Here is a 25,571-nt window from a genome sequence, read left to right on the forward strand (position 1 = left end):
CTTCATGCACATGGACCTTCCCTCCCCAGATTCACTGCGCCAGCTTATTTCTGGTCTATTTAACCAAAAAAATATTTTGGTGGGTGATAACGACGATTTAATTCGCAATGGACTAGATTCAATGCAAATAATGGCATTGCTAAACCAATTCAGACGTCAAGGATATCGTGTCACTCTGCGTGAGCTTTACCAAAATCCAACACTGCATACCTGGAGCCAGCTTCTGCGACGCCATGCACCAGTCTCTCAAACCGTCTCTCAAGATACAATGCCACTGCCACAAATTGCAGATGCACATCCATTCTCATTAACGGCAGTACAACACGCTTATTTTGTTGGGCGTTCACCAGAACAAACATTAGGGGGAGTTGGTTGCCATTTGTACCACGAATTTGATGGTATTGGGCTGAAACCTGAACAATTGGAGGCAGCTATTCATGCTCTGATCCAGCGGCATCCAATGTTGCGTGTACAGTTTTTGCCCGATGGCCGCCAACAAGGAGTGGCTAATGCTTACTGGCAAAAATTAACAGTTCACGATCTGCGTAACCTAACAACCAATGAACAGCAACAAGCTCTGACTAACATACGTGAACAACTAAGCCATCGAGTATTACAAGTTGAAAAAGGAGAAACTTTTGATATTCAACTTAGCCTGTTCGGTGATAATCAGCATCGTCTACATGCGAATATCGATTTGCTGATAATGGATGCCGCTAGTTTCAGCCTGTTCTTTACTGAACTGGCAGCATTAATTGCCAAACGTAATTTGCCAGCTATACCCTCTGACTATGATTTTTGCAGTTATCTAACGCAATATCAGGCTCAATTTAAGCAAGCCAGACAAGAAGCCGAAGCATTCTGGCGTAGCCGATTAGATACCTTACCACTTGCGCCTCAGCTTCCTCTGGCCAAAAATCCTGACCTAATAAAAAATGTTCGGGTCCAGCGTAGGCATTTCTGTTTAGCGCCTGAGCATTGGGAACATTTTAAATATCTCGCGCAGCAAAATGGAGTGACACCAACCATGGCATTGGCAACCGCATTTGCTGCTTTATTGTGTCGCTGGAGCAATACGATACAGAACAGCACAACACAGGATAAGGCAACACAAGATAGCACCACACACTTATTATTTAACCTAACGCTATTTGACAGAGCTCCTCTGCATCCTGCAGTTGATAACATTTTGGCAGATTTTACCAACATTCTACTTTTGGATATTCCCGGTGATAATTTACCGTTCTACCAACTAGCTCAGAATGCACAAGCAACATTTGCTGAAGCATACGAACATCGTCATTGGTCTGGTGTAGAAGTGCTGCGTGAACTTAAAAAACGCGGCAACCATCCACACGGTGCACCAATTGTGTTTACCAGCAATTTAGGCCGACCTTTATATGGTGAGAATACCCGCAATATCCTGGGAAAACCAAGTTGGGGAATCTCACAAACACCTCAGGTATGGTTAGATTTTGTTGCTTTTGAACATGAAAGCACACTGAACATTCAGTGGGACAGTAATGATGAACTCTTTCCTGACGGTTTAATGGATATTTTATTCACTGTCTACCAAGGGCTTATTAAGAACCTGACGGAAAACGCCGTGCAGTGGAACGAGAAACTCCCGGATTTGATGCCTGAGTCGCAATATCAGCTACGACGTCAAATCAACAATACGGTTGAACTGTTACCAAACGCCTTGTTGCATGAAGGTGTGTTTACCCAAGCAGAGCACACTCCCGATGCTGTTGCGTTGGTGACCCATTATAATGAAAAAATCAGTTATGGCGAACTCAGTCTGGCAGCCCGCCGATTAGCGGCTGTACTGCAAAAAATGTCGGTAATGCCAGGAGATCGGATTGCTATTAGCATGGAAAAAGGCATCGGGCAAATCGTTGCTGTATTAGCCATCCTTTATGTTGGAGGTGTTTATGTTCCAATTCCGGTGGATCAACCATTAAACCGACGTCGTACTATCTGCGACAATACCGGTATCACTATTGTTGTCATTGATCCTAAACAACAACATCTAGATTGGTCACAAAATATATGCTGTATTTCCTGGCACCAAAATGACTCATTATTACCATTAACTCACATGGCTAAACGTGCCGTAACTGATCCGGCCTATATCATTTATACCTCCGGTTCAACGGGTATGCCAAAAGGTGTCGTCATCAGTCATCAAAGTGCATTAAATACTTGTCTGGACATCAACCGCCGTCATCAAGTTCAAAATTGTGATCGATTGCTGGCACTCTCCGCACTGCATTTCGACCTCTCCGTTTACGATATTTTTGGCATTCTCAGTGCCGGAGGAGCTCTGGTACTCACTAATGAAGCACAACGCCGCGATCCATCAACTTGGGAGATGTTGATTGAGCAACACAATATTACGTTGTGGAATAGTGTACCGGCACTGTTTGATATGTTGCTGACCTATTGTGAAGGAATGGAAGTCGATGCACCGAAAATGCTTCGTACCGTGATGCTATCCGGAGATTGGATCGGCTTGTCACTGCCTGAACGTTACCGTGCATTCAATCCTGCTGGTGTACTTAGTGCCATGGGAGGTGCAACAGAAGCAGCTATCTGGTCAAATGAATATATCGTCAAAGAAGTTGATACACAGTGGTGTTCGATTCCTTATGGCTATCCCCTGGCTAACCAGCGTTACCGTGTCGTGGGTGAAGATGGCCGAGATTGTCCTGACTGGGTTGTCGGTGAACTTTGGATCGGTGGAGCCGGTGTCGCACTAGGCTATTTTAATGATAAAGAACGCACTACCGCTCAATTCGTCATCGATCAGGGAGAACGCTGGTATCGAACTGGTGATCTAGGTTGTTATCATCCTGAAGGCTGGCTGGAATTTATGGGACGCCGCGACAGCCAGGTCAAAATTGGGGGATATCGTATTGAGCTAGGAGAAGTTGATGCTGCACTCAATCAAGTAACCGGTATTCGTAAAGGCGTTGCTTTAACCAGTGGTGAAAAAGAAAAATCACTGGTGGCGTTCCTTGAATTGGAAGGCAATACCTTATACCAACGCATAAATCGTGCTTCACAGTTACCAACAACCTACCGTGATCTATTTCCTGCAATGCAGGCCATTATCGATAAAACAGATACAACTGATGACAACAATGAACCTCAAGTTGCAACATTTTTGCTTGAACATCTGTCTCGTTACGGTATTACGTTTACTTCTCCCAAATCTTTCGCCAATTGTCTGAAAGACTACCAGCCTCAATCAGAATATCATGACTGGTTTGCCCGCATGCTGGGGTATCTTTGCCAATGCAATCTATTGGTTGAATCTGCACATCACGTATATCAGACTAGATTATTATCCTCAAAATTCAATAACAAAGCTGAAACAGGATGTATCCCTGAGCGCTGGCATTCTACACTGCGTAGTATTCTGACCGGACAACAAACCGCAGTCACATTGCTTGATGATCCGCAGTTCTCACCGGAACAACAGCTCTTTGTATTGCCCGAAACTCAACAATGGTTGGCAGGTTTAAAACAGGTTATCGTTGCCCTTTCCCAACGGTTACAACGTCCCGTTACCGTGATGGAATTCGATGCCCGCAGTGGTCTCTGTGCCCAGTGGCTGGCAGAACAGATTACCGATCAACATCTGTCCTATATCGGCTTTGAACGTTCTCAGGCACTCATTAACCAGATGCAAACTCGGTTAAGTGCTCACACGCATGTATCAGTGAAACGCTGGCCTGAGCAAATTCCTGAGCCGTTACAGCATCAGGCGGATATTGTCTTGTTAAACAATATATTACATCGAGAAAAAGACCCGAAAAACTGTATCAAGGCGTTGATGCCTTTAGCACAACCCGGTGCATTGGTATTGGCAATAGAGTTGTACCATGCTTCATCTATCTCTCTGATTACCACTGAGTTGCTCTCACCTCACGGTATTCAGCTACGCTCTGCATCACAATGGTTATCTCTTCTGCCACTACAGACAGAAACACCAATTACCCTTGGCAACCTTAATGTGTTATTAATGCAAGCAAGTGACAACGTCTCCATACCTGATCGGGAAAAAATTAAGTCCGTATTGGCACAATATTTACCGGGATACATGATCCCACAACGCTTGCTTGTTATTCCTCATCTGCCTCTTACACCTAATGGTAAAATCGACCGTAAGGCTCTGGCACAAGGCTTACTGTCCACTACAAAAACCGAAACCGAGCCGCACCAGAATGACATGATTCTGTTGAACGCAGAGGAACAAACTGTTGCAGCCATTTGGCAACGTTTGTTGAATACTGAGCAGCCAGGTTGTAACAGCGATTTTTTCCAACTTGGCGGTGATAGCCTTTTGGGTACACGTCTGATCGGTGAACTGGCACAACAAGGCTTAAAAGGTGAACTAAGTCACCTTTTCCGTAACCCGCAATTAGCGGCATTTACCGCGACACTTTCTCCTCTACTGGCTCCTTTGTCTGACATTTCATCAGATACATATTCGATACCAAAAGAGCAAGATGAAGATAAATACCAACCTTTCCCACTGACCGAAGTTCAGCAGGCTTATCTGGTTGGTCGTCACCCTGGTTTTGCCCTGAGCGGTGTTGGCGCACATTTCTTTATCGAATACCGGATAGAACAACTAGATATTCAACGCCTGAACCGAATATTAAATCGCCTGATCCAGCGTCATCCGGTACTTAGAACAGTGGTTATTAACGGGCAACAACAAATATTGAAAGATGTTCCTTTCTTCTCAGTTAAACAGCACCAATTCACTGATATTACGGAAGCGGATTCATTACGCGAACGTTTATCACATCAGGTATTAGATGCCGGACACTGGCCAGTGTTCGATTTTCAACTTGCGCAAGACAACAGCCCTGTATCCCGATTATTTGTCAGTCTGGATAATTTGCTATTAGATGGATTAAGCATGCAGATATTGCTGGCTGAATTAGAACAGCTATATCTCAACGAACAACACGAATTGCCACCATTGAATATCACATTCCGAGATTGTGTGTTACGTCAGCAACAAACGCCAGTGCACCAAAGTTCACTGCAATATTGGCAAGAACAGGTGAAAACATTACCACCGGCGCCACAATTGCCATTGCGTATTGTACCGGAAAACGTGCAATCCCCACATTTTGTACGTTATAGCGATCGGTTATCTGCACATGAATGGAAGCAGTTGAAGCAATATGCTGCACCACATCAGATAACACCTTCTGCGCTCTTGATTGCAGCTTATGCTGCTGTTCTCTCTGCATTCAGCACCAGAGCAGCATTAACGCTTAATCTTACTCTGTTCGATCGTCCACACTGGCATGAGGACATTAATCGTATTCTGGGTGATTTTACTTCACTGTCACTTCTCGCCTGGTATCCAGAGAAAAACTGGTTATCAAGTGCACGGAGGTTACAACAACAGTTATGGCAGGATCTGGATCATCGCCATATTTCGGCGATCAGAGTGATGCGTGAGCTGGCACAAAATCGTGGCCCGGATGCAGCCACCATGCCTGTTGTTTTCACCAGTGCATTAGGAACTCATGAAGGGCAATTCCTTTCACGTTCATCATGGATGAAACCCGTTTGGGGCATCTCGCAAACGCCACAAATCTGGCTGGATCATCAGGTTTACGAATCTGACGATGAGCTTTGCCTGAACTGGGATGCGGTCGAAGCGTTATTTGAGCCACATCAGTTGCAAACCATGTTTAACAGCTATATGGCACTATTACGCACCCTCGCGGCACAACCAGAAAGCTGGCATTCAACGTTAGAACAACTGATGCCACGCCAGCAGTGCCTGATGGTTGAAGATAACGCATCCGTTGTTATTGCATCATCACGTTCAGAAGGATGCGATCCGCAGATATGCAATGAAATTCAACGCTTGTTCTTATCGGTAACCAATCACACCATCAACGTTCAACAGAACTTTTTTGATGCCGGAGCCAATTCGCTACAACTAATTCAATTGCACGGCAAGTTACAATATGCCGGTTTTCACCATCTTGCTGTTACTGATTTATTCGCTTATCCAACTCCAGAAGCGCTCAGCTTGCGTTGCCGAAAAGATACTCAAGACGGAAATCAATCGTCGATTACTCTTCGTCAGCGTCAACAACAAAAGCGTCTGCAACAACGGGAAAAACGTCATAAAGGAGCTGTACAATGACTGATTTAACGCCTCACTACGATAATTGTGATCCCATCGCAGTGATTGGCCTTGCCTGCCGCTTTCCACAAGCACCAGATAGCGATACTTTCTGGCATAACCTGCAACAAGGGATTGAGTGTACTACCATACTTTCCCGCCAAATATTATTGGATGCAGGCATTTCACCTGAAATCATTGATAGTGAAAACTTTGTCAATCAGGCAGCGATATTAGAGGATGCAGAACAATTTGACGCCACACTGTTTGGCTATTCGCGTCAGGAAGCTGAAATGCTCGATCCTCAACAACGCCTGTTTCTGCAAACAGCCTGGCATGCACTTGAACATGCTGGCTATTCACCACGTAATGTGCGCCTGAAAACAGGTGTTTTCGCCAGTAGCCGAGTCAGCACCTGGCCTTCATGGTCACAATTCACTATGACCGATATCGGCAAAGTGAAAGGGCTACAGGCACTAATGAGCAATGATAAAGATTATCTTGCGACGCGTACCGCCTATAAATTAAATCTGAAAGGCCCTGCACTGACAGTACAAACAGCCTGTTCAAGTTCACTAGTTGCCGTGCATATGGCTTGCGAAAACCTGCGTTCCGGTGAATGTGATATGGCGCTGGCCGGTGGTGTGGCGGTTTCTTTCCCACAAGAAAGCGGTTACTTGTATCAACCGGGAATGATCTTTTCACCTGATGGGCATTGCCGTCCCTTTGATAGTCAGGCAAACGGCACTTACGGCGGCAATGGTGTTGGTGTTGTTACGCTGAAACGTCTGAGTGATGCATTACGTGATAGCGATCCTATCATGGCGGTGTTACGTGGTAGTGCCATTAATAACGACGGCAATGAGAAAGTTGGTTTTACTGCCCCTTCGGTTAATGGTCAGCGCAACGTGATTGCCGAAGCTCTACAACTGGCAGATGTCAGCATTGATGATGTCGGAATGATTGAAGCACATGGCACAGGTACACCACTTGGCGATCCGATAGAAGTTGATGCATTACGCAGCATATTCTCCGAACGTAGTACGGCTGTACCGCCTTGTTACCTTGGTTCAGTGAAAAGCAACATAGGCCATCTCGATACTGCTGCGGGTATTGCCAGTTTGATTAAAACGGTTCTGTCAGTCTGGCATGGTTACATTCCGCCGACTATCAATGTACAACAACCCAATCCGGCATTGCGGTTGGAAGAAAGCCCATTTAGGCTAGCAATACAAGGGCAACATTGGACACAAGAATTACGTACTGCTGGCGTTTCTTCATTCGGTATTGGCGGCACCAACTGCCATATTGTGGTGCAATCATTGCCAGAAGAATTACAACGTCACCGTGTCAATGATTCGCAAGTTCATGCGCAAAACACACCTTTGTTGCTCTCCGCAGCTTCTGAATCTTCACTGCGTCAATTGGCACAACGTTACGCAACTGTGCTTACCTCAGAAAATCATGCTGATTTGGCCAGAACGGCCTTACAGGGACGCGATCTTTCATTCCCCTGGCGTTTAGCATTGACACTGACACCACAAAATACGGCCAAAAATGCTGTGAGCTTATCCACCTTTGCGAACCATAGTCCAACACCGGATATTCTTAGCGGGCACGCGAGGAGTGAAAATAAACAGCTGTGGCAATTCAGCGGTCAGGGATGTCAATGGCCTGGCATGGGGAAAACAATGTATGCCAGCTCTCCTGTTTTTTCCGCTATGTTAGACCGTTGTTGTGCCGCTTGTATCTCTGAGTTGGCACTGCCATTAAAAGCAGTGATGTTCGGAGAGCATGAAGCCGCATTAGCTACCACAGAATATGCACAGCCAGCAATTGTGGCACATCAGATTGCGCTGGCAGCACATTGGCGAGCACTTGGCTTAAAGCCGGATTACATATTGGGACACTCCGTTGGCGAATTCGCCGCTGTCGTTATTGCCGGGATTTTAACGCCAGAGCAAGTGATGCCGATGGTCACGGTACGGGGCAAATTGATGCAAAAATGTGCCCAAGGGGGCGCGATGTTGGCAGTTTTTGCCAACGAAGAAGATATTCTTCCTCTTACGCATTCACTGGCATTGGATTTAGCGGTTTGCAATGGCCCACAACACTGGATTTGGGCTGGCACAGAAACTGAAATTGATATACTGACACAACGTCTGGAACAACAACAGATCCGTTACCAGCGCCTTAACGTTGCCTGCGCAGCACATTCAGCCATGCTTGAACCAATTCTGGAAGAATTTTCTCAGCGTTTTTCCCTGTATGATAGCCAGCTCCAGCCAGTATCGGGCGAAATTCCATTAATTTCTACCCTGACAGCAGATATTGTAACTACCGAGCAACTAGGTTCACCAGACTACTGGTGTCACCATATGCGTCAAACGGTACGTTACCATCAAGCGATTGAGTTTGCCCGACAACAAGGTGTGGCATTATTCGTAGAATTTGGTGCTGATGCACAACTAACAGGGATAGGGCGACGTATCAGTTTGCCACATGAAACCTGGGTTGCCAGTACACATCGTCAAAGCACTCCAGAAATGGCTCAGCAAGCAGCACTTATGCAACTTTACTGTGCTGGCGCACATCTTGATTGGCCGCGTCTTTTCCCGGTTACCGGGGCAAAATGCCATGCTCCGCTCTATCCATTTGATAAACAGCATTATAGCTTCTCTGCCGCCAATGCTGGGCAATACCATCTTGTACAACATTCGGCCAATACTAATACTGGGCTTGATATCAATTTCCTGCTCGATCCTGCCATTGAGCAAAATACCGACGCAGCAATACTTCGAGCGCTGTATACCGATGCACTAATCTATCAATGTCATGGGCCCAAGACTGAACAAGGTTTCAGTGCCATTGACACGATTCGGGCTGGACGATTGCAACCTTGCTGGCGCCCTTTGCTGGAACAACTATTGAACCATTGTGTTCAGCAAGGCTATTACCAAAAAATTGTCGGGCCAACAATCAGTAAAATGTATCGCCCTCACCGTGCTCTGCCATATGCCAAACGCCGATTATTGGAGGCAAATTTACTCACAGATTTCCCTGCATTGATCTATGTTGGAGAACGTTTATTCGCATTAATGAGTGATCGGGCTGATCTACCTCGCCAATTGTCAACAACGCCAACAACGACAAAATCATGGCTTCTTACACCACAGCCATGTCCTGATACTCACTATGTTCTGCATTGGCGCACCATAACTACTGTAGATAAACCAAATACTGCGGGTAAACCAAGATTTTCAACGACGTATACACTTCGTTCTTCAACAGCGAGTGACACAATTGCTCAACATTGGCGTCAGGCAGGTATTAACTTACAGCCGAAAAGCGGAAATACACTATTACTGCTCCAGGGTGATGATGTTGTTGAATTGTGTGATCAGGTTATTAACGAATTAAGGCGTGATGAAACAACATCTTTAATCGTTGTAACTTGCTGCGCCCAACCTGAAAGCACCTTATCAAAAGAGGATATCAATCCCGCTCAATACGCTGTCTGGGCCCTGTTGCGGGTTGCGGTTGAAGAGTATCCCCATTGCCATATTCAGGCGATTGATATCGCTGATATCAATGATACCGATGCTTTGTTATTAGCACTCGGTTATCTGAATGAACAACATCGCTGGCTGAAAGTACGCGGAAATCAAATCTCTGTACCTGTTTTACAACGTCAGCCACTTGTGTTATCGCAGCAACCAATGTCAATTCCCCATCAGGGTTGGCACATCGTTACCGGCGGTATGGGTGGGATCGGGCAAATTTCTATCCGTTGGTTGCTGGCTCAAGGCGCTCGTAAGGTTGCTGTGTTTGCCCGCCGCAAACATGAGGACTGGGATGATTTTATCCAAGAGTTGTCACTGAGTGGCGAATGCGAAATACGCTGGATTAACGTTGATGTCACTGACACATCAACTTTGTTAAATACCGTGCAATCACTGGCACAAGAAGATGGTATTGCAGGCGCGATTCATGCCGCCGGTATTGCTGACCAAACTCCATTGGCAAAACTTGATCGTCAACATTTGTCGCAAATGTTATGCGTAAAAGCCCAGAGCGCGTCAACATTGCAAACGGTACTTCAGCAACAAAAGGCACAATACCTGTTGCTTCATTCTTCCGCTGCTTCAATGCTAGGTGCTCAAGGACAAAGCGCTTATGCCATTACCAACGCTTATCTGGAATCTTTAGCACTGACCGCAAACGATCCATTGATGACAAATACATTGATGGTAAAAACGTTAGTCTGGGGTGTTTGGGGGGGCATTGGCATGGCCAGCGATCGGCGATTAGTGGAAAAACTAGCGCAAGATGGCATGTTACCGTTCAATGCCAATGAGGGAATCTGGCATCTCAATCAATCCCTGCGTACCGCTTCTCCTTGCTATCTGGCAATGCGGTTAGATGAGCGTCATCCTGGCATTTTGCGGCGTTTGCAGGCTGACATCACCCATACCACTACAACGCCAATATCTGCACTCTCTACTGATAACGCACTCTATCAGGATAGTAAACAACGGCTTCATTGGCTACGTCAGCATGTTGCAACATTATTACGCTTAGAACAGCCTGAACGTCTAGAGCCACAGCAAGATCTATTACAATTTGGTTTGGATTCCTTATTGTTCCTTGAACTAAATACGATGATCCACCAGCAATTTGGTTTCAGATTAACTGCTGAATTGGCCTATCAGAATATGACGCTGAAGGGGCTTAATGCGCTTATTGGCGACGCATTGCCTGAACAAGCCTCTGTGCCCGCTCAACCTGAGATCGTTATTGACAGTGCCCAACACCATGAACCATTTCCTCTTACGCCAATTCAGCACGCTTACTGGGTTGGCCGTACTCAGGCCATTGATTTTGGTGGTGTGGCGTGTCACGTCCTGTTTGAATGGGATCTGACACTAAACAGCTTTGATATCCCACGTTTTGAAAAAGCATGGAATGCCTTAATTGAGCGTCATGGCATGTTGCGCATGATCGTTGATGAAGATGGCCAACAGAGAATTCTGTCTGAAACGCCCTGGTATGTTTTATCACAGGATGATTTGCGAACACTGAACGATACAACCTGTGAACAAGCTTTGGCTCAGCGTCGTCATACTCTTTCTTATCAAGTGCCACCTGCGGAACAGTGGCCACTGTTTGAAGTCTCTGTTTCCCTGCTGCCGAATGGGCGTTGCCGCTTACATATGAACCTGGATTTGTTGCAGTTTGATGTACAGAGTTTCCGGATCATGATGGACGATCTACAACGAGCTTATCACCAGCAACAACCACTAGCGCCACAAACATTTACTTTTCGCGACTATGTGATGGCAGAACAAGCACAACGTGAAAGTAAAGAGTGGCGCGCATCATGGGCATACTGGCAGGAACAATTGTTTTCATTGCCTCCAGCGCCAAGATTACCGTTGAACCCACAATTACCTCAGCGTAGCCAGCCACAATTCACGACTTATGAAGGTTGGCTGGCACAATCTGACTGGCAAGTACTTAAACAAAGCTGGAAAAAATGGGGAGTCACACCTTCCGCAGGTCTGCTCACACTGTTTGCCCATACGCTTGAATGGTACAGTCGTCATCCACTATTTACCCTCAACCTGACATTTTTTAACCGTCAGCCTTTCCATCCAGAGGTTCAAGAACTGATTGGTGATTTTACCTCCGTCATACTGATGGATTTTGATTTACGCAAAACTGCCTCCCTACGTGCTAGCATGGAAAAAACCCAGGCCTTGCTCTGGCAGCGACTGAGCCATAGTCATATCAATGGGGTTGAAGTACTGCGGGAATTGGGTCGGCAGCAATCTGGTGAAGCCCAAAACAGGCAGCCTCTGTCGCCGGTTGTTTTCACCAGCATGTTGGGAATGGCACAAGAAGGTGTTGCAATAAAACAATCCATCACTCAATTACTGGGTGATCCGGTCTTTGTGCTGAGCCAAACGCCACAAGTCTGGCTGGATCACCAGGTTATGGAAGTGGATGGTGATATGCTGTTTAACTGGTATTGCATGGACGATGTACTGGAAGCGGGGGTCATTGAAGCACTATTTGCTGCCTATAACGCGTTGTTAATACAAATTGTACAACTTTGCCGCCATCCTGAACGTCTGGAGCATTATGATCTTCATACACCACCTGCCGGTCATACTCGTTATGACTTCTGGTCACAACATCCTGCATTGCATCAGGCTGAACAATATCTGCGTGCTCAGCCTGAAATACGACTAGCAGAAATTCAACCGCGTCAGGACGATACCCAAGGTTACAATTTATGGCTAGTAGCAGAAGATAATTTATCATTATCGTTGCCAGAACCATTGTTTTCAGAACCATTGGTGATAAACACTGAAGTCTTACCACTGCCGACATTAGTAGAACAACAAGGATTTGAACGCTCTTGGCAACATATTGAGCAACAAGCGTTATTGGGTCTGGGCCAGACTTTACTGCGCCATAACCTGTTTACATCTTCACAACAATATCACTCTCGTGAAGAGATTGAACAACGCTTACAACTGGCACCACGGTATCAACGCTTGCTTACCCAATGGCTGGGATTATTAAGCAAGCAAGGATTTATAGAAAAAATCGCTGGTGGATACCGTTGTCTGCAACCGCTCAGCCAGATCCCTGCTCCTACCGCAAAATTGGATGATGCCGTATGGTGCCAAACCATCAGCCGTTATGTTGCAACCTGTATCGACCAACATGACACCCTGCTTGCTGGGCGTGGAAACGCATTAGAACTGCTGTTTGCCGATAAACAAACTACAGCCAGCCTTTACAGCGAAAACCCTGCGTTATGTTGCCTGAACCAGACTGCCGCTGAAATTGTCCGACAATTGAGCCAGACATCCGAACATTTCACTGTGCTGGAAGTCGGCGCAGGCACAGGTGCTACATCAAAAACAGTGCTTAAACAGAATGCTCAATCCATTGAAAGTTACCACTTTACTGACGTTTCACCGCTATTTTTGGATGATGCTCGCCAGTCACTTAATCACTATGGCGAAACCGTAAAATTTGCTCTATTCGACATTAATCAGCGTATTGATTTTAGCCAGCATCCTGAATCTGGTTATGACCTGATTATGGCAGTTAATGTCTTACATGATGCCATCCATCTAAAGAATACACTGAAGCGTCTGTCCCGATTACTAAAAGCCGGTGGGTGGCTGCTGATTATTGAATCCACTAAGCGCGAAAGTGCTATGCAACTCGCCAGTGTTGGATTTATTGAAGGTATTAATGCCTGGGCCGATGATCGCAGTGATGATCAAGGTAATAGCGCATTGCTGGAGCTTGCAGACTGGCGTAAGTGTCTGGAGAAATCCGGCTATCGGGTTTCACTGGAATGGCCAGGACAAGATGGGCCAGAACTGCATCAACAATTGATTCTGGCGCAATCCGAACAGCAGGCACGATTGAATGTTGGTGAAATCACGGTACAATTTTCTGCCTTGCCTTACTCATTGCATATTCAACAGCAAGAGCAGTTACCATTAGCAGCATTACCAACAATGACCGCGAAAGATAACATGGTACAGCCGGTCACTGTGGAAGCTGGACAACCAGAAACAGCAGATGATCAACTTCATGATATTGAACAGCACGTCATTGAGCTCTGGAATTCACTGCTTCCTCAGACAATTCAACGTTACAGCGACTTTTTCCAAAGTGGCGGCGATAGCTTGATTGCTACCCGCATGGTGGTGCAACTACGTCGCCAGGGTTACGAACAAGCCAATCTGCAACAACTGTTTGAACACCCTAAATTGAATGAATTTTGTCGTACCCTGCGGGTTATTGAGACAAATTCAACAACACTGGTTAAACCACATCAAACAGAACCAGCTTCAGAGCAAATTCTGCCACTCACCGCTCTGCAATATGCTTATTGGTTGGGAGAAAGCCAACTGTTTCAGTTTGGCAATGGTATTGCTCACTTCTATGCCGAGCTAACTATTGATGGGCTTGATCTGCCTCGTTTTACTGCCGCCTGGAACCGTGTGATAAACCATCATGGGCAATTACGCGGTTACGTAAAAGAAGGACAATATCATATTCTGCCAGAAGTGCCCTGCTATAATCCGACAGTTATTAATTATCGTGACATGACACAAGAAGAGCGCGAGACACAACTGAACAACGCCCGTAACACTTTGCGTACTCAAGGCGTTCCTAGCGACAACTGGCCGTTATTTGATTTAACGCTGTACCATACCGATGACCGAACACACTTATTACACCTGACTATTGACCTATTGGTAGCAGATGGCAAAAGTCTGACCTTAATCTTGCGTGATTTACACCATTGGTATCAGGAACCTGACTGGCAACCAGAACCATCGGCAACAACTATTACTGACTATATTCAGGCACTGGAGAATGAGAAAATCGGAGAAGCCTGGCAACAAAGCCGACAATATTGGCTTGATCGCTTACCTTCAATTCCTGATGCGCCAGTGTTACCACTGAAAGATCATCAGTCACAACAACTCGATCAACAGTGTCTGACAGGATATATCAGCGCCCAACAATGGCAGTGCTTGCAACAACGGGCGGCAGAACACCGGGTATCACCTTCACAAGTTATGCTCACGCTATTTGCCCACATTCTGTCGGTATGGAGCAACAGCGAACATTTCACTATCAATGTCCTGCATGGCAATCGCCTGTTAATGCCACAGCATTGCGATATGTTAGTCGGCAATCTATCTACCACATCACTTCTGGAAGTGGATTTACGCAATATCACAGGCTTCGGTGATGCAGTAAGCCGGATACAAAGACAATGGTTAGCTGATCTTCAACATGCGCTGTTTGACGGGCAATTGGTACTCAGGGAGAAAAATCAGCATCGCCATAACCTGAATGCCGGTATGCCAATCGTATTCAACGATACAACCAGTACTGCGGGCAAAGGGCCATCAGGATTAGGGACACTGAATCTCTTTGGTGCGCAAACACCACATGTTTATCTCGACTGCATGTTAATTTCTGGCGCAGAGGGTGGGGTCACCATACAGTGGGCAATCTTACCACAGCTGTTCCAGCCTCAAGTTGCAGAAAACATGTTTGACCATTATCAAGCCAGTATCGTTGCACTGCTCGAACCGGATTACCAATGGAGTGCCCCACTTCCTGACTGGCTTCCGGCAAGTGATCGCACTTTATGCCAGAACAGCAATGCGACAAAAAATGTTTTTCCGCCCCATACACTTTGCTCGTTGATTGAACAAGCAGTAAATTGTTATCCACAACATATAGCTGTTGTCGATGCTTGTTGTCAGTTAGACTATCGCACTTTGTGGTCACAAAGCCTGACACTGGCGGCTCATCTGCAAGCACAAGAAAATCAGACTTCACCTCTGGTTAGTGTGGTGATGGAAAAAGGTCGGGAACAGGTTATTGCAGTTATTGCAATTTTATTAGCAGGACGTGCTTATCTGCCTATTGATGCCAGCTATCCGCAACAACGAATTCATCAGCTATTAGAATTAGGAGAAGTTGATACCGTACTAACTCAACCTAAGTTAGCTCAACAATTGGACTGGCCCGACAATGTCCAGATCATCTCTCTGGATGAAACATTACTCAATAACTTGCCAACCACCAACAAACCGAGTTTATCAGTACGCCCTGAAGATCTGGCTTATGTCATCTTCACCTCAGGTTCTACTGGAACACCAAAAGGCGTAATGATTGATCATCAAAGCGTGGTCAATACTATTCTCGATATTAACCAGCGCATTGCACTCAATGAGCACGATAGCGTACTGGCAATCTCAGAATTAACCTTCGATCTCTCCGTTTATGACCTATTCGGCACATTAAGCTGTGGGGCAAAACTGGTAATGCCTGCTGCGGGTGACAATCGGCAGCCGGACAAGTTATTAACATGGTTACAACAAGAATCGGTGACTGTCTGGAACTCCGTTCCTGCATTTGTGCAATTGCTTGAGGAATATGCCCGTAGCTATCCCCATTCCCTACATAACCTGCGTTGGATATTGATGAGTGGTGACTGGATACCAACCAATTTGCCAGCCAAATTACATACGCTTCACCCTGAGTTAAACCTCCTTAGCTTAGGAGGTGCAACCGAAGCATCAATATGGTCTATTGCCTATCCTATCGTACAAGTCGAACCAAATTGGCGTAGCATTCCATATGGTAAACCTCTAGCTAATCAGACTTTTTATGTACTTAATACAGCACTTTCGCCTTGCCCTGTTTGGGTAACCGGTGAGCTATATATTGGTGGACAAGGACTAGCTCTGGGTTATTGGGCCGACACTGAAAAAACGAAACATGCCTTTATCACACATCCTCAAACAGGTGAGCAACTTTACCGTACAGGTGACTTAGGACGCTGGCTCCCAGATGGGAATATCGAATTTCTGGGGCGCAATGATCACCAGATTAAAATCCGTGGCTACCGAATTGAGTTAGGCGAAATTGAGCACCTTTTATGTGAACATCCTGCGATACAACAAGCGATAGTATTTGCTCATACAACGTCAACCGGCACATTGCAACTTGTTGCAGGCTTACGTTTAACTGACAACGCGCCGCTATCTAGCGAACTTTTACCAATATTGCCTCACTGGTTGCAACAAACCTTACCGATCTGGATGTGTCCGCAGCGATTTATCATTCTCGATACAATACCTGTATCCGACAATGGTAAAATCGACAGACGCACATTGGTCACTCTGATTGAAGAAACGCAAGAAGTTAATTCAATACCATCGGCGGTGACTCTTAACACAACAGGACAAGCGGTATTAAGCCTTTGGGAATCAGTATTAGAGCAACAAAATATCAACGTACATGAGAGTTTCTTTACTCTTGGAGGAGATTCTCTAGCAGCAGTACGGTTAATGGTGAAAATCAACCAGACATTCAATCGCCAGTATCCACTTAGCCTGCTGCAAACTTATGATACCGTGCATTCATTAGCTGAATTTATTGAACATCAACCGGAAAATACCTGCCAAGGGGTAATTTTAAACGAGGGAAGCACTGAAAAACCTGCTTTATTTATCGTCCATCCTATTGGTGGGCATCTGCTGGGATATCGTCATTTGGCAGCTAATTTCGGCGATCAGCGCCTGATTGGGTTAGCATTTGCTCCAGATAACTTGAATACCGATAGACCTGCTGTTGCAGCGTTGGCGGCTGACTATATCAACCAAATCCGTACCTTCCAGCCTCAAGGGCCTTATGCACTGGCAGGTTGGTCTTTTGGCGGATTGGTGGCCTATGAAATGGCGCATCAATTACGCGCTGCGGGTGAAAATGTTTCTCATTGCATCCTGATTGATAGTTTCGCACCAAACGTACGCCCTGATCTGATTTTGGATGATACATTTTGCCACCGTCATTTCCTGCTCGATTTGCAGGGGCAATTCCCAGATTTGGCGCTGGATAATCGCACAATTGCGGCCAATACCGAAACATTCCTGCAAACGCTGTATGAGGCCCTGCCACAATATGCACAGATTGACAGTTCGCTGACTGAGCTCTACACCGTATGGCGCCATAATCTGCGTGCATTGCTTGATTACTGTCCACCACGGACTTCACAGCCTTTCGTCCTTGTCCGGGCTGCACAGGCGTTACCTGATTTTATGGATTATCTCGATCCAACAACAATTACCTCAATGGAACTCGGCTGGCAAGTTTTCGGGCCTGTCAACGTGACACAACTTGATGGTAATCACTACAGCTTATTCCAGCACAAAAATGTCAACTCTCTGGTTATTTGTCTGAAAAACATCCTGAATTCAGCCCTAACTATTGAGCCTGTTAAGGAGAACATATGATAAAGCCACGGCGGGTTCTAATTGTCGGTGCTAAATTTGGCGAACTATACCTTAATGCATTCCTGCAACCTCGGCCAGATCTGGAGCTGGCCGGTATTCTGGCGCAAGGAAGTCCTCGCTCGCAACAACTGGCCCGTGATTTCAATGTGCCACTATTTCGTTCATTGGATGAATTGCCGGACGATATTGATATTGCCTGTGTGGTCATACGCGCAGAAGTCATTGGTGGCAAAGGTGATCAATTAACCCAAGCATTATTAGCACGGGGTATTTCTGTTATTCAGGAGCACCCCGTTGATGCAGAAGCCATTAAACGGCATCAATCAGCCGCTGAAAAACAAGGAGCTATATTTTGGGTAAATAGCTTTTACAGCCAATGCCATGCTGGCAGAAGTTGGTTACATGCGGCACATCAAATTAGCCACTTATCACAGCAACATCCGATAAATGGCTATCTGACAACCAGCCGTCAGTTACTGTTTTCCGCCCTTGACCTGTTGCTACAAGCCTGTCATTGCCCGGAACAAATCGAAATAGCTTATGTGGGACAACGGAGTAATGCATTTCATTGCTTTGAATTACGTTTGGCAGGGACAACCATCGCGTTAGACGTTCAATCCTATCTCGATCCGAAAGATCCCGATATGCACAACCTTGTCATGCACAAGATGACGCTGGTTTGGCCTGCGGGTTACCTGACGCAGGAAGCCAGTTATGGACCAGTGATCTGGTCACCAGTTCTTCATGCCCCAAACCATCTGAATAGTAATCAGAGTCTCTATCTGACTGCCAGTCAACCGGATGGTACTTATCAACACCAAACAACATCGCAAATTCTTTGTCCGGCAAGCAAAGACTGGATGACGGCATTTGAATGTGATGGTGCTGAAGGTGTGGCATTTTTACTCAATACATTAGGTTCTGTATTGAATGGTGCTCTCTGCCCTCCCGCCTTTAGTGACGACTATCAACGACGGTTGGCAAGCTTGTGGCAACAAATTCTGCGTATGATGGGAGAGCCAATTACCCAGGATTTACAACCTCCAATCTGGATTGATCCCGCTCAATTGATGCTGGCTACTGATGTTAATGATGATGTTAGTTAAGGAAGAATGCTGATGAAATGGGCACTCCCTGTACATCCAATGGTTCGCCCGTGCCTGACACCTCATGACGAACCCAAATACACTCTATTAATCTGCCCCTTTGCTGGGGGCAGCAGCAGTGCATTTCGCCAATGGTCTACGCTGGAAAATCAAGATATTGCCGTTTCGCTGGTGATTTATCCCGGACGTGACAGCCGTATGAATGAACGTGCAGTCACCAGCATCGCACCATTAGCGCAATCACTTTCTGATCTGCTCGTGTCACTCACACCTGCCCAGAGAGAAAACCTGATACTAGTCGGTCACAGCATGGGAGCTCAGGTCGCTTTTGAAACTTGCCAACGCCTTGAACGACATCATTGTTCTCCCAAGGCATTGGTACTTTCGGGGTGTCATGCCCCCCATCTTCAATCCCGCCGTCAATTGAGTGGATTACCTGATCATGAATTTATTGAGCAACTCATTGATATTGGTGGTTGCAGCCCGATGTTACGCGAAGATCCCGGATTGCTAGCGCTGTTCTTACCCATGCTACGTGCTGATTTCTGGGCTACGGAACATTATCATCAGGTTATTCCATCTGGCTCAGTGAAACTGCACACACCAACCTTGTTGCTTTATGGCAACGAAGACAAAGAGGCCTCTGCTTTGGAAGTTCAGCAGTGGCATCACTGGCTTGCCGGTGATAAGCAAAACCTTTCGTATTGCTATCAAGAGATTGTCGGCAACCATTTTTATATCACACAAAAACCTCAAAGTTTTATTCGTCACATTACACAATTTATGCAATATGTTTATCCACAGGAGTTCGTATAATGGCATCTTATTCAATCCCAGGAAGAAATTTTACTATGACGCCAGACTATCTTTGGAATGGCAAAACCATAGACCAACAGCTTACCGGATGGTCGAAAACCTGGGGGAATAAAACAGCGCTGATCTATCAAGAACAACATCTGACTTACCATGAACTCCATCAACTTGCGGAAAAGCTGGCAAGTGGATTATCTCAGCGGGGAATACGTCGTGGTGACAACGTCATGGTGCAATTGCCTAACTGCATCTCCTTTGTTGTAACCTGTTTTGCTCTGTTTAGATTAGGTGCTCATCCAGTATTATTAATGCCGACACAACGAGCCCATGATATTCATACACTTTGCCAGATTGCCCGTCCTGTGGCTTACATTATCCCTGATTGTATCCATGGTTTTGATTACCGAAAAATGGCACGGGAAGTGGCAGTGTCTTGTCCTGAGATGAAACATATTATTGTTGATGGGGAAGCAGAAGAATTTACTGCTTTATCCTCCATTGATGGTGAACCACTCGATATCTCTGTTTCTGGCCCATGTTACGGTGATATTGCCGTACTCCTACTTTCCGGAGGAACAACAGGCACACCGAAATTAATTCCACGCACTCACGATGCCTATACTTATGACTTTGTACTGTCAGCTCGCTTATGCTCAATTAATACCGAAAGTGTTTATTTAGCAGTACTGCCTGTTGCACATAATTTCACCTTAGGTAGCCCCGGTATTCTGGGCACACTTTCTCAAGGAGGATGTGTCCTCTTAAGTAATACCGCCAGTTGTGATGAAACCATGCCATTGATTAAACAACATAATGTAACACATACTGCGTTAGTTCCAGCGCTTGCCCGACTCTGGGAACAGGCTCGTGACTGGGAACAAAGCGATCTTTCCTCCCTGCGTTGTTTACAAGTCGGTGGAGGCAGACTTACACCAGAATTGGCAAAACAGTTGATGACTCGCCTTGGGCCTTTGCAACAGGTATTTGGCACCGCAGAAGGATTACTTTGCTATACCCGACTGGATGATCCTTATGAGGTCATTATTAACACCCAAGGTCGCCCACTATCAGAAGAAGATGAGATCAAAATTGTTGACGCCAATCTGCAATCTGTCCCCTCCGGTGAAGTAGGCGAATTGATTACACGAGGCCCTTACACCATTACGGGATACTACCGTGCTGAGCAACATAATGCCATCGCCTTCACCACTGACGGATTCTATCGTACCGGCGATTTAGTTCGTATGAGATCAGATGGCAACTTGATCGTTGAAGGACGTATTAAAGAGCAGATCAACCGCAGTGGCGAGAAAATTTCAACGCAAGAAATTGAAACATTACTGCTGCAACATCCAAATATTGATGACGTAGTTGTCATCGCTGTTCCTGATGAACTCTTGGGTGAACGAATTTGTGCTTGCATACTAAAGAATATTAACCAACCGGAACCTACACAGATACAGGCATTTTTACATCAGAAAGGCGTTCAGCGCCATAAGGTCCCTGATCAATGGTTGTTTGTGGCATATTGGCCATTAACCACAGTAGGGAAAATAGACAAACGTCAGTTGGTACATATGGCACAAACAGAACAAAAGAAACAAGCAGAAGGAAATAGCAACACAATGCAGCAATATCATGAACACACTATCGCTATTACCAGCACTCCATTAGATCTGGTCACTCATTTACTTGCAGATTTTACAGATAATAATACACAACCTTGTACACTCTACGAGATCAAAGGTGAATGGTCATTGGGAATTGGCTGTGCAGCCACTATAAGTGCAAATGCATCTGGACAACTAATTGATTCAAAAGGTAATCAACATCCATACGATATCAGTACGTTAAGCCAAAAACTTGAACAAGTTCTCAACGACCTTTCTATCAAAGACTGGCGTGCTTACGGCAGAACATTATTTGAGTTTTCTCATATGGCATATGGGATACCATTATCTTCATCATTAGAACAGCAAAATGAAGCATTAATAAAAATCACTGTTCCTCAGCATGAATTACGCATAACTCAAGGGCAAGTTCTGATACGAACACTTGAAGAAAACCAGCTCATTATATTGAGCGAAAAAATCAGACAAGCTGATCAAGTCGGTACTCCAACTTTCCCATATACAAAAGAGCTGGAAATTATCAACACAGCAGACGCAGAAAAAAATTATCAAGATAACGTAGCGAATGTGGTTAAAGATATTGTCACAGGCCATTACCAAAAAGTGATCCTCTCACGCAAAGTTCAGCTTGGTTCAAATGTTGACATGACACACAGTTACTGGTTGGGCCGTCAGGCTAACACCCCAGCCCGCTCTTTCTTCTTACGGGATGAAGAATTTTCTGCATACGGTTTCAGCCCAGAAACCGTGGTTGAGGCAGATGGTACTGGTTGGGTCAATAGCCAACCATTGGCGGGCACAAGAGCATTGACACATGACAAAGCTCAAGATCAAAAGCTGCGGGCAGATTTACTTTCTGATCCGAAAGAAATCGCTGAGCACGCGGTGTCAACCAAACTCGCATTAGAAGAATTGGCCCCGATTTGTCAGGCAGAGACGCTTTGTGTATCAGAATTTATGGCTATTCGTGAACGTGGTTCGGTACAACATTTAGCATCACGCGTAAAAGGATTACTACAAATAGGAAAAAATCGTTGGGATGCATTCATTGCCTTATTCCCAGCAGTAACTGCTTCAGGGATACCGAAAAAACCTTCTTTACAAGCTATTTCACATTTTGAAAGAGAACCTCGTCAGCTTTATAGTGGTTGTGTCATGTTATTGGATAGCTCAGGTAAATTAGACGCAGCACTGATATTACGTTCTCTTTATCAGCATAAAGAACACTGTTGGCTACAGGCTGGTGCTGGACTGGTTAGAGATTCAAAGCCAGAAAGAGAATGGCAAGAAACCTGCGAAAAACTTGAGGGCATTATTAAATATGTTCGCTCTTATTCCGACAAAAAAGACTAAGAGTCTATTGAATAAGCCATAATGCTCTAGTAACAATACCTCCGGGAAAGCCAGAGTTATATCTGGTTTTCCCAAGATCAATGCAGACCCTTCGGTAAGGAATGAATGACATCTGTGGCTCCTTGTTCTTCAATGCACAGGCAAACCGTAACTGTCTACAGCTAAATGAATTTTGGTTGAACATCCTTCCCTGACTCTTACCGATGGCTTCATTTTCCTTTGAAGCCCACCCAAACTATCTTGATGAGCACGAACAATACTGGCTGTTTTTATACTTAATCAATTTGCACAGCGCTGAATTTATGGGTCGGGGTTACCATCTTGTCCTGAGCAGCAACAAGCTGTAACTCAAACTCTCCTCTTTTTTGCGTTTCTAGCATGACTTCATAAACTCCTGCGGTAACATGTTCCAATGCAGCCTGCAATGCTGAATTTGTTAAAGACCGGCTTTTCAGTAGGTTAACGAGGAATAAGCCACTGGTTAAATCACCTATTCCGACAGGTTGACGTTCACCCGTATCGATCAATGGTCGGCTGATATGCCAGCTATTTTCTTTAGTTACCAGCAACATTTCGAAATTATCTTTTCGGTAGCCTGCACGACTGAGATGTTTAACTAAAACAATTTTAGGACCTTTTTCACACAGTAAACGGGCTGCGGATATTGCTTGTTCTACCTCTTTGATTTCCCGCATAGTGAGTGTTTCAAGTTCCAGTAAATTAGGGGCAATGATGTCACTGACAGGTAACGCCTTTTCAGTGAAGAATTCGGCCACTCCGGGAGCAACAATACACCCTTTTTCCGGATGTCCCATTACAGGATCACAGAAATACCATGCCTCAGGGTTAGCTTGTTTAACCTGTTGCACGATATCAAGGATATAGTTTCCCTGCTCCGCCGAACCAATATAACCACTCAGTACAGCATTACAGGATGCTAATTTATTAATTTCACCAATTCCCTGCACAATTTCAGCCAGATGCTCCGGCGGCATCACACACCCACGCCATTGTGGATATTGAGTATGGTTAGAAAATTGAACCGTATTTAATGGCCATACGTTCACTCCCATACGACACATCGGAAAAACAGATGCACTGTTTCCTGCGTGACCAAAAACAACATGAGACTGAATTGAAAGAATATTTTTCATGATAAGGCCTGGTTTATTATTTTAGGAGCGATGCTTAAAAACCATGTTTAAGAACCATAAATGGCTTAACAAGCTGATATTTTAAGGGCAACCGTAACGTTGCCCTTTAGTAACACTTTTATGGATTATTTCCAATTAATGAGGCAATAATGCTTTTTACCACGGCGCAGTAAAGTATAACGTCCAAACAGACGGTCATTATCGGTAAACACATACATAGGCTCAGACTGTTTTTCACCATTAACGGAAACCGCATTGGAGCTGATCATGGTCCGCGCCTGCCCACGGGAAGGAACAAATTCAGCGGTCACCAGAGCCTGTTGCAAATCAGCATCCTTCTCAAGTTCAATTACTGGCATACCATCCTGCGCTAATTGTGCAAAATCATCTGCGGTCAAATCAGCGACAGCGCCAGAGAACAAACTTTCAGTAATACGTTTCGCCGCAGTAAGACCCGCTTCACCATGTACCAGTCTGGTGACCTCTTCGGCCAGAACATACTGAGCACGCGGAGCTTTACCGCTGTTCTTATCTTCTTCTTCCAATGCATTGATTTTTTCAATGCTCATGAAAGTAAAGAATTTCAGGAAACGATACACATCAGCATCTGCTGTGTTAATCCAGAACTGATAAAATTTGTATGGGCTGGTTTTCTTAGGATCCAACCAAACTGCACCACCTTCTGTTTTACCGAATTTGGTGCCATCAGATTTAGTAATCAGAGGTACTGTCAAACCAAATACTTGTTTCTGATGTAAACGGCGTGTCAAATCGATACCTGAAGTAATATTGCCCCATTGGTCTGAACCACCGATCTGCAATTCAACACCGTATTTCCCATTCAGGTTAGCAAAATCATAAGATTGCAACAGGTTATAAGAAAACTCAGTGTATGAAATTCCAACATCATCACGGTTCAGGCGCTGCTTCACCGCTTCTTTATTGATCATCTGGTTAACGGAAAAGTGCTTGCCGATATCACGCAGGAAAGTCAGTACATCCATTTCGCCAAACCATTCATAATTGTTGGCTAATTCTGCACTATTCTCACCTTCAAAATCGAGGAATGGTGAAACTTGTTTACGAATTTTTTCAACCCACTCTTTGACAGTTTCTTCTGTATTTAATTTGCGTTCCACAGCTTTAAAACTCGGATCGCCAATCAGACCTGTCGCTCCACCTACCAATGCTATCGGCTTATGCCCTGCCAGTTGGAATCTTTTTAAACACAGCAAGGGAACCAGATGGCCCAAATGCAAGCTGTCAGCGGTAGGATCAAAGCCGCAATAGAGAGAGACCGGACCTTGCGCCAGTCTTTCCGCTAACGCCTCTTCATCCGTTACCTGGGCAATAAGGCCCCGCTCTTGCAGTTGTTTAATCAGGTTATTGCTAGACATCAATGACTCCATCGGTTTGTATTCTGTAGTTGCTATAGCATAAAACGCCAGTAATATAAGTACCAGTATTAAAAATGGTAATTGGTACAG

Annotated in this window: 6 protein-coding genes and 3 pseudogenes; 6 read left to right on the forward strand and 3 right to left on the reverse strand. The window is 45.2% G+C overall.

Annotated elements, in window-relative coordinates; genetic code table 11:
* Window positions 1-4: 4 nt before the first annotated feature.
* From AAC852_RS07825 to AAC852_RS19950, 6 genes and pseudogenes are all read left to right on the forward strand, one after another.
* The gene (locus tag AAC852_RS07825; protein ID WP_340620553.1) at window positions 5-6,190 is read left to right on the forward strand and encodes an amino acid adenylation domain-containing protein; all 6,186 of its coding nucleotides are present in this window, start codon (window positions 5-7) and stop codon (window positions 6,188-6,190) included.
* Entirely contained in the window at window positions 6,187-18,027 is an 11,841-nt protein-coding gene (locus AAC852_RS07830) for a non-ribosomal peptide synthetase/type I polyketide synthase (RefSeq protein WP_340620554.1), read from the forward strand. Before AAC852_RS07825 ends, AAC852_RS07830 begins: the two co-directional genes overlap by 4 nt.
* Window positions 18,024-19,133: a Gfo/Idh/MocA family oxidoreductase gene (locus AAC852_RS07835; protein ID WP_340620555.1), complete on the forward strand. Its 1,110-nt coding sequence runs from the start codon at window positions 18,024-18,026 to the stop codon at window positions 19,131-19,133. The genes AAC852_RS07830 and AAC852_RS07835 overlap by 4 nt, the downstream gene beginning before the upstream one ends.
* A 39-nt stretch (window positions 19,134-19,172) precedes the next feature.
* Entirely contained in the window at window positions 19,173-19,949 is a 777-nt protein-coding gene (locus AAC852_RS07840; RefSeq protein WP_422824271.1) for a thioesterase II family protein, read from the forward strand.
* 35 nt (window positions 19,950-19,984) lie between these two features.
* Window positions 19,985-21,556: pseudogene (locus tag AAC852_RS19945) on the forward strand ((2,3-dihydroxybenzoyl)adenylate synthase); the annotation flags it as partial.
* Between the two features lie 99 nt (window positions 21,557-21,655).
* Window positions 21,656-22,930 (forward strand): annotated as a pseudogene (locus AAC852_RS19950) (salicylate synthase); the annotation flags it as partial.
* Window positions 22,931-23,062: 132 nt separating this feature from the next.
* On the opposite strand, the pseudogene AAC852_RS19955 reads toward AAC852_RS19950, so the two are convergent.
* The 3 genes and pseudogenes from AAC852_RS19955 to tyrS all read right to left on the reverse strand — a co-directional run.
* Window positions 23,063-23,191, reverse strand: a pseudogene (locus AAC852_RS19955) (IS5/IS1182 family transposase); the annotation flags it as partial.
* A gap of 14 nt (window positions 23,192-23,205) precedes the next feature.
* Window positions 23,206-24,084, reverse strand: a complete 879-nt coding sequence (gene pdxY / locus AAC852_RS07850) for a pyridoxal kinase PdxY (protein ID WP_340620557.1) — start codon at window positions 24,082-24,084, stop codon at window positions 23,206-23,208.
* 125 nt (window positions 24,085-24,209) lie between these two features.
* The gene (gene tyrS, locus AAC852_RS07855) at window positions 24,210-25,481 is read right to left on the reverse strand and encodes a tyrosine--tRNA ligase (RefSeq protein WP_340620558.1); all 1,272 of its coding nucleotides are present in this window, start codon (window positions 25,479-25,481) and stop codon (window positions 24,210-24,212) included.
* Window positions 25,482-25,571 lie beyond the last annotated feature (90 nt).

Origin of the sequence: Xenorhabdus siamensis, from assembly GCF_037996745.1 — a bacterium.
GTDB lineage: Bacteria > Pseudomonadota > Gammaproteobacteria > Enterobacterales > Enterobacteriaceae > Xenorhabdus > Xenorhabdus indica.